The following is a 14,353-nucleotide window of genomic DNA, read 5'->3' as shown; positions in this document are numbered from 1 at the left end:
GCCGCCGCTCAACCCTCGACCACATCCCGCACGAACTGGTCGATCAGGCGCACGCCATAGCCGGTCGCGCCCTTGTCCCAGGTGTGGCCGGGCTTGTTCGACCAGACCATGCCCGCGATGTCGAGGTGTGCCCAGGGGGTGCCTTCCTTGACGAAGCGCTGGAGGAACTGCGCGGCGGTGATCGAACCGGCCTCGCGCGGGCCGATGTTCTTGATGTCGGCGACAGGCGAATCGATCAGCTTGTCGTAGGCCGGGCCGAGCGGCATCCGCCACAGCTTGTCACCGCTCGCCTTGCCGGCGGCGTCGAGCTGCGCCGCGAGCGTGTCGTCATTGGCGAACATCCCGCCATATTCGTTGCCGAGGCTGATGATCATCGCGCCGGTCAACGTCGCGAGGTCGACGATCCGGGCGGGGGCATATTGCTCCTGCGCCCAGTGGAGCGCGTCGCACAGCACGAGGCGGCCTTCGGCATCGGTGTTGAGCACCTCGACCGTCTGGCCGCTCATGGTGGTGACGACATCGCCGGGGCGCTGGGCCTTGCCGTCGGGCATGTTCTCGACGAGGCCCATGACGCCGATGACGTTGGCCTTGGCCTTGCGACCCGCCAGCGCCAGCATCGCGCCCGCGACCGCGCCCGCGCCGCCCATGTCCCACTTCATGTCCTCCATGCCCGGGCCGGGCTTCAGCGAGATGCCGCCGGTGTCGAAGGTCACGCCCTTGCCGACGAAGACGGTCGGCTTCTCGCCCGCCGCGCCGCCGTTCCAGCGGATCGCGAGCAGCCGGGACTCGCGCTCCGAGCCCTTGCCGACGCCGAGCAGCGCGCCCATGCCGAGCGCCTCCATCTCCGGCTCGCCCAGCACGGTGATCTCGACCCCGGTGCCCGCGAAGGCTTCCTCGCAGGCGGCGACGAAGGTGGCGGGGTAGAGGAGGTTGGCAGGCTCGGTCACGAGCTTGCGGGTGAATTCGACCCCGCGGGCGACCGCCTCCTCGCGGGCCCAGGCGGTCTCGGTGCCCTCAGGCGCGTTGGCGACGTGGACCGCGGCGAGCGACGGGCGCTTGTCGGCGGCAAGCCGCGTGCGATAGGCATCGTGCCGCCAGGCGCGCAGGCGCAAGCCCAGCAGCACCGCCGCGGCGTCATCCGCCGAAAGGCCCCCACCGCCAAGATCGAGCACCAGCGCCGTCTCGCCCGAGACCAGATACTTGGCCGTGATCGCCGCGCCGGCACGCTCGCAATTGGCGCGCCGGTCGGCGGAGCCGGTCTCGCCGAGCCCCGCGAGCGCGATCCGCCGGACCGTCCCGCCCACGCCTGCAAAGCCCTCGAACAGCTGCCCGGCCCGGCCCGCAAAGCGCGAAGCGGCCGCGCCCTCGACGATCGTCTCGTCCAGCCCTGAGAGGGTCTGGCCCTGGTTGATCACCCGCGCCTGGAGGCGGACATCGGAGGGAGCGGCGGCGGTGAAATGGATCTGCATGGATACTCCGGCAAAGGCTTGTGCAGGCGCGCCGCGGGACGGGCGGCCACGAGGTGTCCCGCGCATGCGACGAACCGTGCGAAAGGCCCCGCCGCCCCGGGCGCAATGGCGATTGCGATTAGGCCCGAGCGGTGCAATAGGCAAGGCCATGTCGGGAGGCTCTCACGTGGACACGCGCATCGCCGCGGACCCCGCCCAGCGCCTCCCGGCGCGGGGCGCGGCTCGCGCGTGTGCGTCGCATCTCGTGCTTGCACTGGGGCTTGCCGCCGCCGCCGCGCCGCTCGCCGCGCAGGATGCCCCCCCGGCCACCTCGTCCCCCGAGACGACCGAGGAAACCGCCCGCCGGATCGACTTCGAGGCGCGCGAGCTCAGCTACAACAACGAGAGCGACATCGTCACCGCCCGCGGCGACGTGATCCTGCGCTCGGAGGACCGCTCGGTGCGCGCCGACGAGGTGATCTGGGACCGCAACACCGGCCGGATCATCGCCAGCGGCAACATCCGCCTCGTCGACGAGGCCGGCAACCAGCTCTTCACCGACCAGGTCGAGCTGACCGAAGAGTTCGACACCGGGGCGATGAGCGAACTCCTGATCGCCCTGCGCGCCGGAGGCCGGCTCGCCGCCCGCTCGGCCGAGCGCGGGGCCGACGGGACCGCCGTGCTGACCGATGCCGCCTATTCGGCCTGCCCGGTGGTCGATGCCGAGGGCTGCGCGCAGGACCCGAGCTGGCGGGTAACCGCGCAGCGCGTGATCTACGACCAGAAGGCCAACCGCGTGCGCTTCGAGGGCGCGATGCTCGAACTCTTCGGCGCGCGCATCCTGCCCCTGCCCGGCCTCGCGATCCGCACCGACGGCAAGGCGGAAAGCGGCTTCCTGGTGCCCGACGTGCGGGTCACGCAGGTCAACGGCTTCGAGCTTTCGGGCGAATATTACTGGCGCGTGGCCGACAATGCCGATCTGACGCTGGGCGCCTATGTCTTCTCCAACGCCGCCCCGATGGCGAGCGCGAAGTGGCGGCACCTCACCGAAAAGGGTGCCTATCAGGCCAGCGGCTTCGTCACCTTTTCCGACCGCGCGACCGATTTCACCGGGGGCGAGAGCTTCCGCAGCGATCCGCGCGGCTATTTCGACGGCAACGGGCGCTTCCAGTTCTCGCCCGACTGGAGCCTGACCGGCTCGATCCGCCTCGCCAGCGACCGCACCTTCCTGCGCCGCTACGACATCAGCCGCGACGACCGGCTGCGCTCGACCCTCAACCTCGAACGCATCACCGACCGGTCCTATCTCTCGATCGCCGGCTGGGCGACCCAGACCCTGCGGCTGAACGCCGATCAGGGGCAGGTGCCGCTCGCCCTGCCCGCCATCGACTACCGCCAGAAGATCGGCGACACGGTGCTCGGCGGCAACCTGATGGTGCAGGCCAACACACTCGCCCTGCTGCGCAACGACGGGCAGGACACCCAGCGCGCCTTCGCGGGCGCGCATTGGGACTGGAAGCGCCTCACCGGCATGGGCCAGGTCGTGACGCTCACCGGGCTGGTGCGCGGCGATGTCTACAACACCAGCAACACGCTCGCGACGACCACGCTGTCCTATCGCGGCACCGAGGGCTGGACCACGCGCGGCATCGCCACCGCCGCGCTCGACATCGAATGGCCCTTCGCCGGTGCCGCTTTCGGGGGCACGCAGGTGTTCAAGCCGCGCCTGCAATTCGTTGCCAGCCCGAAGATCCGCAACCTCGCCGTCCCCAACGAGGATGCCCGCGCGATCGACCTCGAGGATTCCAACCTCTTCGCCCTCAACCGCTTCCCCGGCTACGACCGGGTCGAGGACGGCAGCCGCGTGACCTGGGGCGTCGACTGGGAGTTGCAGCGCCCGGGCTGGCGGGTGCGTTCGACCGTCGGCCAGTCCTTCCGGCTGGAACGGCCCGAGCCAGGCCTGTTCCCCGAAGGCACCGGCCTGTCCGAGCGCGTCTCCGATTTCGTCGGGCGCACCGAGGTGCGTTTCCGCAACCTCGTCAGCTTCACCCACCGCTTCCGGCTCGACAAGGACAATTTCGCGGTGCGCCGCAACGAGATCGACGCGACCATCGGCTCGCGCCGCACCTATCTCGAGGTCGGCTACCTGAGGCTCGACCGTGACATCGCCACGGTCGAGGACCTGCGCGACCGCGAGGAACTGCGCGCCGCCGCGCGCGTGGCGATCGGGCGCAAGTGGTCGGTGTTCGGCTCGGGCGTGTTCAACCTCACCGATCCCGATGAGGACCCGGTGTTCCAGCCCGACGGCTTCGAGCCGATCCGCACCCGCCTCGGCATCGCCTATGCCGACGACTGCATCGAATTCGGCGCGACCTGGCGGCGCGACTTCATCGACGCGGGCGACGCGCGGCGCGGGAACGCTTTCCAGGTGTTTTTCGCGCTCAGGAATCTCGGTTTCCGCTAACCCCAGTCCGATGCCTGCAACAATTGGCAGGGCGGACAAATGGCGTTAAAGGGGCCGCGGATGACTGGCGGCCCGGGACTCAGCTTCCATTCAGCCGGTGCGGGGCATCGGCGCTCCATCACGCGCACGATGCGTGCGGGATTTTCGAGAAGGCGGATTGAACGAGTGAGAGTGAAGCTGTTTTCCAAGGCCCTGCTGGCCCGGACCGGAAGCGTGCTGGCGGCAGCCGGCCTCGTGGGTCTTGCCCTCACCCCGGCCACCCTGCCCGCCCAGACCGTGGCCGTGCCGACCGCCGACAATCCCTTCGGCCTGCCCGAGGACATCACCCTGTTCGGCAAGGCCGACCCGGACAAGCGCACCGCGACCGCGATCGTCAACGGCTATGTCATCACCGGCACCGACATCGACCAGCGCGTGGCGCTGGTGACGGCGGCCTCGGAAGCGGAAATCCCCGCCGAGGAAATGCTGCGCCTGCGGGTGCAGGTGCTGCGCAACCTGATCGACGAGACGCTCAAGATCCAGGCCGCCCAAGCCTCCGAACTTGCGCCCAAGCGCGAGGAGGTCGAACAGACCTACCAGCAGCTTGCCGGCCAGAATTTCGGCGGCGACACCAAGAAGATGGACGCCTACCTGACCTCGATCGGCTCCTCTGCGGCCTCGCTCAAGCGCCAGATCGAGGGCGAAGTGGCGTGGGAGAACCTCCTGCGCCGCAACATCATGCCCTTCGTCAACGTCTCGGCCGAAGAGGTCAACGACGTGCTCAAGCGCATGAACGAGGCCAAGGGCACCGACGAATACCGGATCGGCGAGATCTTCCTCTCGGCCACCACCGAGAACCGCGTGACGGTGCTGCAGAACGCCCAGGCGATCATGCAGCAGCTCCAGCAGGGCGGCAGCTTCGTCGCCTATGCGCGGCAGTATTCCGAGGCGAGCAGCGCGGTCGTCGGCGGCGATCTGGGCTGGCTGCGGCTCGGCCAGCTGCCCCCACAGCTCGCCGCGGCGCTGCGCAGCATGCAGGCCGGGCAGCTCCAGGGCCCGATCGAGATCCCGGGCGGCTTCTCGATCATCTACCTCATCAACAAGCGCCAGGTGCTGATGGCCGATCCGTCCGAGGCGATGCTGAGCCTCAAGCAGATCTCGATCGACTTCCCCGATGGCGTGACCCAGGCCCAGGCCGAGGCGCGGGTGGCCGAATTCAACACCTACCTCCAGTCGCTGCGCGGCTGCGCCGATGTCGAGGCGGGGGCGGCGAAGATCGGGGCGGAGGTCGTCTCCAACGACCAGATCAAGGCCGCGAACCTGCCCGAACAGCTGCGCGCGATCATCCTCAATCTCCAGATCGGCCAGGCGACGCCGCCCTTCGGCGGCATCCAGGAAGGCGTGCGCGTGCTGATGCTGTGCGGCCGCGACGATCCCAAGGATTCGGGCGCGCCGACCTTCGCGGCGGTGATGGACCAGATCGAGCAGGAGCGCGTCAACAAGCGCGCCCAGCGGTTCCTGCGCGACCTGCGCAACGACGCCTATATCGAGTACAATTGACGCCGGGCAGTTCATCTCCGGGCGCCCCGCTCGCGATCACGCTGGGCGATCCGGCGGGCATCGGCCCGGAAGTGATCCTCGGCGCATGGGCGCGATTGCGGGCCGAACGCCGCGCGCCGCCCGCCTTCGTGGCCGGCGGGCCGGAGCTCCTGCGAAACGCGGCCGAAAGGCTCGGGATCGACTGCCCGATCGTGCCGATCGCGGAGCCGGCCGAGGCGCTGTTCGCCTCGGCTGCGGGATTGCCCGTGATGGCCGGGCTCGATGGCATGGCGTCGCCAGGTCATCCCACGGTCGTTGGCGCCCGGTTGGCACTCGCTTCGCTGCAATGGGGGGCGAAACTGGTGCTGTCGGGCGAGGCGGCGGGGCTGGTGACCGCGCCGGTTTCCAAGGGGGCCCTTGCGGCGGTGGGCTGGGACTATCCCGGCCAGACCGAATTCCTCGCCGATGCCTGCGGGCGGCCGTGGCGCGATGCGGTGATGATGCTGGCGGGACCTTCCCTGCGCACCGTGCCGCTGACGGTCCACGTGGCGCTGGCCGAGGTGCCGGGGCTGATTTCGGAAGGCCTGATCCTCCACAAGGCGCGCATCGTGGCGGGAGGATTACGCAGGGATTTCGGTGTGTTGCGGCCCAGACTTGCGATCGCGGCGCTGAACCCCCACGCGGGCGAAGGCGGGCAATTCGGGGACGAGGAGGCGCGCATCATCGCCCCGGCCATCGCCACGCTGCGGGCCGAGGGGATCGAGGCCTTTGGCCCCGTCCCCGGCGATGCGCTGTTCACCCTGCGCGCCCGCGCGGGCTATGACGCGGCGCTGTGCATGTATCACGATCAGGCACTTATCCCCTTGAAAGCACTGGAGTTCGACGAGGGCGTGAACGTCACGCTCGGCCTGCCGATCATCCGCACCTCCCCCGATCACGGCACCGCCTTCGACATTGCGGGCAAGGGGCTGGCGGACCCGGGTGCGATGGCGGCGGCGGTCGTCATGGCAGCGGACATGGCGGCAGCGCGGGCTTGTGCCGATGCCTGAGCTCCCCCCGATTCGCGAGGTTATCCAGAGACATAACCTTGCCGCCTCCAAGGCGCTGGGGCAGAATTTCCTGCTCGACGAACAGTTGCTCGCCCGCATCGCCGCGCTTCCAGGCGATCTGGCGGGCGAGCAGGTGCTCGAGGTCGGCCCCGGCCCCGGCGGCCTCACCCGCGCGCTGCTGCGTGCCGGGGCGCGGGTCACCGCCATCGAGATGGACCGCCGCTGCCTCCCGGCACTGGCTGAACTGGGCGAGAGCTTTCCCGGACAACTGACTGTTATCGAAGGCGATGCCCTCAAGCTCGATCATGCGGAGCTGATGGGCAGGGAGCCGTTCCACGTCCTCTCAAACCTGCCTTACAATGTCGGCACGGCGCTGTTCGTGCGCTGGCTCGGCGGGGAGAGCTGGCCACCCCTGTGGCGCTCGCTCACCCTGATGTTCCAGCGCGAGGTGGCCGACCGGATCGTCGCCGCTGCGGGCGAGGACGCCTATGGCCGCCTTGCCGTGCTCGCCCAGTGGCGCAGCCAAGCGCGGCTAGCGATGAAGGTCCACCGCAGCGCCTTCACTCCGCCGCCCAAGGTGATGAGCGCGATCGTCCACGTCACACCCACCGCCGCGCCCGAGGGGGTGAGCGCCCGCACCCTCGAACGCCTCACCGAGGCCGCCTTCGGCCAGCGCCGCAAGATGCTGCGCCAGAGCCTCAAGGGCGTGCCGGGGGCGCTGGAGGCGTTAGGCGCGCTCGGCATCGACGAAACCCGCCGCGCCGAGACCGTCAGCGTGGCGGAGTTCGTCGCGGTGGCTAAGGCGCTGTCCTAGCTCGCCTTCTTCTTCAGGCGCCAGGCGTGCAGCAGCGGCTCGGTGTAGCCGCTCGGCTGCTCCACCCCCTTGAAGATCAGGTCCTTTGCCGCGCTGAAGGCCGCGCCGTTCTCGTTGCCCGTCAGTGGCACATAGAGCGGATCGCCCGCGTTCTGCGCGTCGACCTTGGCGGCCATGCGGGCGAGCGAGTCCATCACCTGCGCCTCGCTGATCACCCCGTGCAGCAGCCAGTTGGCGATGTGCTGCGAGGAGATGCGCAGCGTCGCCCGGTCCTCCATCAGGCCAACATCGTTGATGTCGGGCACCTTGGAGCAGCCCACGCCCTGATCGATCCAGCGCACCACGTAGCCGAGCAGGCCCTGGCAATTGTTGTCGAGCTCCTCGCGGATTTCCTCCTCCGACCAGTTCGCGCCCTCTGCGAGCGGAATGGAAAGCAGCGCGTCGAGGCCCATCGGCTCGGGCAGGTGCTTCTGCACGTCGAACACGTCGATCTGGTGGTAGTGGAGCGCATGGAGCGTCGCGGCGGTCGGCGACGGCACCCAGGCGGTATTCGCGCCGGCCTTGAGGTGCCCCACCTTCTCGATCATCATCTGCCCCATGAGGTCCGGCGCGGCCCACATGCCCTTGCCGATCTGCGCCTTGCCGGAGAGGCCGTGCCTGAGGCCGATGGCGACATTGCGCGCTTCGTAGGACTTGAGCCACGCGCTGGCCTTCATGGCGCCCTTACGCAGCATCGGCCCGGCACACATCGAGGTGTGGATTTCATCCCCCGTCCGGTCGAGGAAACCGGTGTTGATGAAGACGATGCGGTCCTTCACCGCGTGGATGCAGGCGGCGAGGTTGGCCGAGGTGCGCCGCTCCTCGTCCATCACCCCGACCTTGATCGTGTGACGCGTGAGGCCGAGCAGGTTCTCGACGGCATCGAAGAGGTCGTTGGTGAAGGCGCATTCCTCGGGGCCATGCATCTTGGGCTTCACGATGTAGATGCTGCCTTCCCGCGAGTTGCCGAAGCGGCCGTGGCCCTCGACATCCAATGTGCTGATCGCGGAGGTGAAGACCGCGTCCATGATGCCCTCGGGGATCTCGCTGCCATCGGGCAGGCGGATCGCGGGGTTGGTCATCAGGTGGCCGACATTGCGCACGAACATCAGGCTGCGCCCCTTGAGGGTCTGCGCGGTGCCGTCGGTGGCGGTGTAGGTCTTGTCGCCCGCCAGTGTGCGGGTGAGCGTCCTGCCGCCTTTCTCGAAGCTTTCCTGAAGGTCGCCGCGGATGATGCCGAGCCAGTTGGTGTAGGCGAGCAGCTTGTCCTCGGCATCGACCGCCGCGACCGAATCCTCGCAATCGGCGATGGTGGTGAGCGCGGCTTCGACGATGATGTCGGCGATCCCCGCCCTGTCGGTCGCGCCGACGGGGGTCGCGGGATCGAAGACGATCTCGACGTGAAGACCGTTGTTCCGCAGCAGCACGCCCTTTTCGGTGGTGCCCGCCTGCTGCGCCGGATCGGCGAGCGCGATGGCCTCGCGGCTTGCCAGGTCGGTCCAGCTCGCTCCGCCCGCGAGCGGAAAGGTCTCGTCGAGGAACCGGCGCCCGCGCGCGATCACCGCCGCCCCGCGCGCCTCGTCATAGCCGCCGGGCCGCGCAGGCGGCGCATCCAGCGCGTCGGTGCCGTAGAAGGCGTCGTAGAGGCTTCCCCAGCGCGCATTCGCGGCGTTCAGCAGGAAGCGGGCGTTGAGGATCGGCACCACCAGCTGCGGGCCCGCCATGGTGGCGATCTCGGGATCGACGTTCTGCGTGCCGATCTGGAAGTCAGCAGGCTCGGGGACGAGGTAGCCGATCTCGGTCAGGAACGCCTTGTAGGCCGCCGCGTCGTGGGGCTTGCCCGCCCGCTCGCTGTGCCACGCGTCGATCTGCGCCTGCAGGCTTTCGCGCTTTTGCAGCAGTGCGCGGTTCCGGGGAGCGAACTCGGCCAGCAGCGCCGCGAAACCCTGCCAGAAGGCGTCCACATCGCGCCCCAGCGGCCCCAGCACTTTGCTCTCGAGGAAGGCGGCCAACCGGGAGTCGATGCTCACTCCGGCGCGGGCGGTCATGTCAGTCATGGTAGTCCTCGTGTGGTAAGCGTGAAAAGCCGAACCCGGGGAGGAGAGGACGGGCCGCCCTATGGCGCAGCGCTGCCACGATTGCAACGGGTTGGACTAGCGCCTTGAGACGGCTAGAGGGGGGCGATGGACGGGACCATGGGAACAATAGACCCAGCCGCGATGCTGGCGCAGGTGCGCGCGTGGAGCGCGATCAACACCGGCACGGCGAATCTCGCCGGTCTGGCCGAGCAGGCCGATGCCCTGGCCGAGGCCTTCGCGGTGCTGCCCGGCACCGTCGAACTGGTCGATCCCGCCCCCGTCACCGCCATCGCCGCCGACGGCACTGCGTTCGACAAGCCGCACGGCCGGCATCTGATGGTGCGGGTGCGCCCGCAGGCGAACCGGCGCATTCTGCTGACAGGCCACATGGACACGGTATTTCCAGCCGATCACCCGTTCCAGCACCAGCGCTGGCTCGACGGGGAGACGCTGAACGGGCCGGGCGTTGCCGACATGAAGGGCGGGATTGCGGTGATGCTGCACGCGCTGATGGCTTTCGAGGCCACCCCCGGCGCCTCGGCCCTCGGCTACGACGTTCTGATCAATTCCGACGAGGAGACCGGCTCGCTCGCCAGCGCGGCGCTGATCGCCGAGCTCGCCGCGGGCAAGATGGCGGCGCTCACCTACGAGCCCGCGGCCCTGCCCGACGGCACGCTGGCGCATGAACGGGGCGGCACCGGGAACTATTCCATCACCTTCACCGGCAAATCCGCCCACGCCGGGCGCAACCCGCACGAAGGGCGCAACGCCATCGTCGCGGCGGCTGACCTGATCCTGCGGCTGAAGGCGCTGGAGACGCCGGAGATCACCATCAACCCGGCGAAGCTCGAAGGCGGGTCGGCCAACAATGTCGTCCCCGACCATGCCGTGCTGCGCTTCAACATCCGACCTAGGACCGTGGAAGCGGGCGCGGCGTTCGACCATGCGCTCGACCACCTGCTGATCGACATCCAGACCGCCCACGAGGTCGCCACCCACCGCCACGGCGGCGTCACCCGCCCGCCGAAAAAGGTCGATGCCGCCGCACAGAGGCTGTTCGATCTCGTGCGCGCCTGCGGGGCCGAGCTCGGGCAGGACATCCGCTGGCAATCGAGCGGCGGGGTGTGCGACGGCAACAACATCGCCGCCTGCGGCGTCCCCGTGGTCGACACCATGGGGGTGCGCGGCGGCGCGATCCATTCGCCGGACGAATACCTCATCGTCCCCAGCCTTGCCGAACGCGCGGCGCTTTCAGCCCGCGTGATCGAGCGTCTTGCTCAGGGAGCAATATCGTGACCTTCCGCCTGCGCGCTGCGCGCCCCGCCGATCTCGAGGCGCTCTACGAGATGGCCAAGCTGACCGGCGGGGGCTTCACCAACCTTCCGCCCGACCGCGCGGCGCTGCGCACCAAGCTCGAGCGCGCCGAGGCGGCCTTCGCCCGCGATGCCGACACGCTTGCCGACGAGCTTTTCGTGCTGGTGCTCGAGAACGCCCGCACCGGCGCGGTGCGCGGCACCTGCCAGCTGATGAGCCAGGTCGGCCAGCGCTGGCCGTTCTACTCCTACCGGCTCAACACCCTCACCCAGTATTCGCAGGAACTCGACCGCACGGTGCGTGCTGAACTGCTCAGCCTCGTGACCGATCTCGAGGGATCGAGCGAGGTCGGCGGGCTATTCCTTCACCCGGGCGAGCGGGCCGGCGGCTTCGGCCTGCTGCTCGCCCGCTCGCGCTATCTGTTCGTCGCGATGCACCGCCCGCGCTTTGCCGAGCGCATCCTTGCCGAGCTGCGCGGCATCATCGACGAGCGCGGCGGATCGCCCTTCTGGGAGGGTGTCGCCGGGCGCTTCTTCGGGATGAGCTTTCAGGACGCGGACTATTTCAACGCGATCCACGGCAACCAGTTCATCGCCGACCTCATGCCCAAGCACCCGGTCTATGTCGCCATGCTGAGCGAGGATGCCCGCAGCGTCATCGGAGTCCCCCATCCCACGGGCCGCGCGGCGATGCGGATGCTCGAGGACGAGGGCTTCCGCTTCGAGAACTATGTCGACATCTTCGACGGCGGCCCGACGATGGTCGCACGCACCGACAATGTCGCCAGCGTGCGCAACAGCAGCGAGGCGCGGGTCACCGCACTCGACGTGGCCGAGGGCGAACGCGCGATCCTCGCCACCGGCCGCCTCGGCACCTTCCGCGCCTGCTTCGGCGCGCGGGTGCTCGACGGCGAAGGGGGCATCGCGATCGACAGCGCCAGCGCCGACCTGCTCGACGTGTGCGAGGGCGACATGGTGTGGAGCGTGGCGCGGTAGGATTACCCCCAACCCGTTCGGGCTGAGCTTGTCGAAGCCCTGCACTTTCTTGGGTGCCACGGGTCATCAAGAAGAACAGCCCTTCGACAGGCTCAGGGCGAACGGAGGTTTGTGAGAGTGCTTACCGAGATCAATTTCGACGGGATCGTCGGCCCTTCGCACAATTACGCCGGCCTCAGCCTCGGCAATATCGCCAGCGCGAGCCATGCGGGCGATCCGTCCTATCCGCGCGCGGCGGCGCTGCAGGGGGTGGCGAAGATGCGCGGCAATCTCGGGCGGCTCGGCGTGCAGGGATTCCTCCTGCCCCTGCCCCGCCCCAACCGCGCGCTCGAGGCCGCCCTGGCGCTCGACGGCACCGAGCCCCCGCAACTTCGCGCCGCGCCGTGGTCGGCCTCCTCGATGTGGACCGCCAATGCGGCGACCGTGAGCCCCGCGCGCGACACCGCCGACGGGCGCTGCCATCTCACCCCGGCGAACCTCGTCACCATGCTCCACCGCGCGCAGGAATGGCCCGACACGCAGGCGCAGCTGAAGATCGCCTTCGCCGACACCCGCCACTTCGCGATCCACGATGCCGTCCCGCCGACCTTCGGCGACGAGGGCGCGGCCAATCACATGCGGCTGTGCGAAAGCCACGAGGCACCGGGCGTCGAGGTGTTCGTCTACGGCAAGCCCGGCGGCCGCTTCCCCGCGCGCCAGCACGAACAGGCAAGCCGCCTCGTGGCCCGCGCCCACGGCCTCGCGCCCGAGCGAACCGTCTTCATCGAGCAGAACCCCGAGGCGATCGCGGCGGGGGCCTTCCACAATGACGTGGTCGCGGTGGCCAACGGGCGGGTGCTGTTCACCCACGACATGGCCTTCGCCGACCAGCAGGGCGCCTTTGCTGCGATCCGCGCCGCCTTCCCCGCACTCGAGGTGGTCGAAGTGCCCTCCTCGGCCGTCAGCCTCGAGGAGGCGATCCGCACCTATCTGTTCAACGCGCAGCTCCTCACCCTGCCCGATGGAAGCATGGCGTTGATCGTGCCCGAGGAATGCCGCGAGAGCGCGGCCGTGTGGGGCTGGGCGCAGGAGATGCTCGCAGGCAATGGCCCGATCCGGCAGGTCATTCCGGTCGACGTGCGCCAGTCGATGGCGAACGGCGGCGGCCCCGCCTGTCTGCGCCTCAGGGTGGTGTGCGATCCGGCCACGGTCGACCCGCGCTTCCTGCTCGACGAGGCCAAGGCCGACCTGCTGGAAAAGGTCATAGCCGCGCATTGGCCCGAGCAGATCGATCCGTCCGATCTTGGGTCACCCGCGCTGGCGGACAGCGTGATTGCAGCCCGCCTCGCCCTGCTGGAGGCGCTCGATCTGGCACAGCTTGGTTAACGCGTTTGGCGCCAAGCCCGCGCAGGCGTAAGGTTACCCCGTTGTTAAGGCGACTCAGCCATGGGCGGGTCGCACTATGCGCCGGGAGACGCCATGCTGGGCAAGCTGGGAAGGCTGTTCGTGATCAAGACGCGCTTCGAGGCGTTCCTGATCATCTATGCGCTCGCCCTCGGCTCCAGCGCGCGCGGGATGGTCTATCTGCACGAATATCCCGGCTTCGGCGGCAAGCTGCTGTTCCTCGCAACGACCGGCGCGGTGTTCCTGGCGGGCGCGAAGATTCTCGATTGCCTGAAGCTCGAGAAGGAAGTGGCCCAACTGCGCGAGGCGCAGGTGCCGGTCCGCGACTAGGGGGCCGATCCTCGGGCGGCCGGGGAAGGTGGGGGATTCTGTTGCTACGCTCCCCCGGGCGCCCGGTTTCCGATTCTGTTACCCGGTTCGGTCCGAACCGTGCTCGTAGCTTTGTAAATTCAGGCCGCTAGGCCGTCACATTACGCAGCGAGAGCAAGTGCTTCGTTGTCGTTGGCACTTATGGGTTTTGAGCCTTTAACGGGTTACTCAGCCCGGACGAAAACTACGCTTTTCAACACACGTCGATCCTGGTTCGGCCCCATCAGCTGAGCCGCTCGGTCGGCACGCTTCATGCGTGCTGACCGTGTTGCTCGGCCCAAGTGGTGGAGCCGCCGGGTACTGCCCCCGGGTCCGTTGCGTCTATTGCACGCAGCAGTTTATCGTCATAGCCGGCCGAAACCGGCAAGGACCCATATAGCGATTGCGAGCTTAATGTGAAGTGAGCGGCGGTGCTTACTTCTTCAGCGCGTCGCGGATCTCGATCAGCAGGTCCACCTCGGTCGGGCCGGCGGGTGCGGCGGCCTCTTCGGTCCTCGCGAACTGCGCGGTCACCTTGTTCACGTAGCGCACCATCATGAAGATGATGAATGCGAGGATCAGGAAGTTGATTACCACCGACACGAAGGCGCCCAGCCCCAGCACATTCGCCCCCGCCTCGCGCGCGGCGGCAAGCGGCGTACCCGGGGCGACCTCGCCCGAGAGCACGACGTAGCGGTCGGAGAAGTCGATATTGCCGAAGATCGCGCCGACCACCGGCATGATGATCTCGTCCGTCAGCGACTTGACGATGGCGCCGAAAGCCGCGCCGATGATCACCCCGACCGCCAGGTCCATGACATTGCCCTTGGCGATGAAAGCCCTGAATTCCGACAGCATAATGATCCCCTTTGCCATTGCCGTTGGGGATGTTCTGGCACCCGC

General features: G+C 68.6%; 11 protein-coding genes and 1 other RNA gene. 8 read left to right on the top strand and 4 right to left on the bottom strand.

Going from position 1 to position 14,353, the window contains the following annotated elements; all coding sequences use genetic code 11:
• Positions 1-8: 8 nt before the first annotated feature.
• Positions 9-1,469: a leucyl aminopeptidase gene (locus tag ACMX37_RS05055; RefSeq protein WP_483147799.1), complete on the bottom strand. Its 1,461-nt coding sequence runs from the start codon at positions 1,467-1,469 to the stop codon at positions 9-11.
• Positions 1,470-1,635: 166 nt separating this feature from the next.
• On the opposite strand from ACMX37_RS05055, the gene ACMX37_RS05050 reads away from it, so the two are divergent.
• The 4 genes from ACMX37_RS05050 to rsmA all read left to right on the top strand — a co-directional run bounded on the left by ACMX37_RS05050 (position 1,636) and on the right by rsmA (position 7,293).
• Positions 1,636-3,912 carry an LPS-assembly protein LptD gene (locus tag ACMX37_RS05050; RefSeq protein WP_483147798.1) on the top strand — a complete coding sequence of 759 codons (2,277 nt, stop codon included), beginning with the start codon at positions 1,636-1,638 and terminating at the stop codon, positions 3,910-3,912.
• Positions 3,913-4,083: 171 nt separating this feature from the next.
• Complete coding sequence (locus ACMX37_RS05045) at positions 4,084-5,451, top strand: peptidylprolyl isomerase (protein ID WP_483147797.1); 1,368 nt, start codon at positions 4,084-4,086, stop codon at positions 5,449-5,451.
• Complete coding sequence (gene pdxA / locus ACMX37_RS05040) at positions 5,448-6,479, top strand: 4-hydroxythreonine-4-phosphate dehydrogenase PdxA (RefSeq protein ID WP_483147796.1); 1,032 nt, start codon at positions 5,448-5,450, stop codon at positions 6,477-6,479. Before ACMX37_RS05045 ends, pdxA begins: the two co-directional genes overlap by 4 nt.
• The gene (rsmA, locus tag ACMX37_RS05035; protein ID WP_483147795.1) at positions 6,472-7,293 is read left to right on the top strand and encodes a 16S rRNA (adenine(1518)-N(6)/adenine(1519)-N(6))-dimethyltransferase RsmA; all 822 of its coding nucleotides are present in this window, start codon (positions 6,472-6,474) and stop codon (positions 7,291-7,293) included. Before pdxA ends, rsmA begins: the two co-directional genes overlap by 8 nt.
• Here the strand turns inward: rsmA and ACMX37_RS05030 are convergent.
• The gene (locus tag ACMX37_RS05030; RefSeq protein ID WP_483147794.1) at positions 7,290-9,389 is read right to left on the bottom strand and encodes a malate synthase G; all 2,100 of its coding nucleotides are present in this window, start codon (positions 9,387-9,389) and stop codon (positions 7,290-7,292) included. The genes rsmA and ACMX37_RS05030 overlap by 4 nt on opposite strands.
• A gap of 126 nt (positions 9,390-9,515) precedes the next feature.
• On the opposite strand from ACMX37_RS05030, the gene ACMX37_RS05025 reads away from it, so the two are divergent.
• From ACMX37_RS05025 to ACMX37_RS05010, 4 genes are all read left to right on the top strand, one after another.
• Positions 9,516-10,706, top strand: a complete 1,191-nt coding sequence (locus ACMX37_RS05025; protein WP_483147793.1) for a hydrolase — start codon at positions 9,516-9,518, stop codon at positions 10,704-10,706.
• A complete protein-coding gene (locus ACMX37_RS05020) occupies positions 10,703-11,719 on the top strand; it encodes an arginine N-succinyltransferase (protein WP_483147792.1) in 1,017 nt (338 codons plus the stop codon). Before ACMX37_RS05025 ends, ACMX37_RS05020 begins: the two co-directional genes overlap by 4 nt.
• Before the next feature lie 117 nt (positions 11,720-11,836).
• Positions 11,837-13,084, top strand: a complete 1,248-nt coding sequence (locus ACMX37_RS05015) for an N-succinylarginine dihydrolase (protein ID WP_483147791.1) — start codon at positions 11,837-11,839, stop codon at positions 13,082-13,084.
• Between the two features lie 93 nt (positions 13,085-13,177).
• Entirely contained in the window at positions 13,178-13,432 is a 255-nt protein-coding gene (locus ACMX37_RS05010; RefSeq protein WP_483148367.1) for a hypothetical protein, read from the top strand.
• A 64-nt stretch (positions 13,433-13,496) separates the two neighbouring features.
• On the opposite strand, the gene ssrA is transcribed toward ACMX37_RS05010, so the two are convergent.
• Together ssrA and mscL are read right to left on the bottom strand one after the other, a co-directional pair.
• Positions 13,497-13,875, bottom strand: a transfer-messenger RNA (tmRNA) gene (ssrA, locus tag ACMX37_RS05005).
• A 10-nt stretch (positions 13,876-13,885) separates the two neighbouring features.
• Positions 13,886-14,308: a large conductance mechanosensitive channel protein MscL gene (gene mscL, locus ACMX37_RS05000; protein ID WP_483147790.1), complete on the bottom strand. Its 423-nt coding sequence runs from the start codon at positions 14,306-14,308 to the stop codon at positions 13,886-13,888.
• Positions 14,309-14,353: the final 45 nt, after the last annotated feature.

Source organism: Porphyrobacter sp. THAI-01a (assembly GCF_056868655.1).
The sequence above is the reverse complement of the archived record's forward strand: the minus strand, read 5'-3'. Positions and strand labels throughout refer to the sequence as shown.

Excerpts from the sequence above, each read along its gene's own strand:
- ACMX37_RS05030 (WP_483147794.1), bottom strand. The coding sequence starts at position 9,389 with ATGACTGACATGACCGCCCGCGCCGGAGTGAGCATCGACTCCCGGTTG.
- ACMX37_RS05055 (WP_483147799.1), bottom strand. The coding sequence starts at position 1,469 with ATGCAGATCCATTTCACCGCCGCCGCTCCCTCCGATGTCCGCCTCCAG.
- mscL (WP_483147790.1), bottom strand. The coding sequence starts at position 14,308 with ATGCTGTCGGAATTCAGGGCTTTCATCGCCAAGGGCAATGTCATGGAC.
- ACMX37_RS05025 (WP_483147793.1), top strand. The coding sequence starts at position 9,516 with ATGGACGGGACCATGGGAACAATAGACCCAGCCGCGATGCTGGCGCAG.
- rsmA (WP_483147795.1), top strand. The coding sequence starts at position 6,472 with ATGCCTGAGCTCCCCCCGATTCGCGAGGTTATCCAGAGACATAACCTT.
- ACMX37_RS05010 (WP_483148367.1), top strand. The coding sequence starts at position 13,178 with ATGCTGGGCAAGCTGGGAAGGCTGTTCGTGATCAAGACGCGCTTCGAG.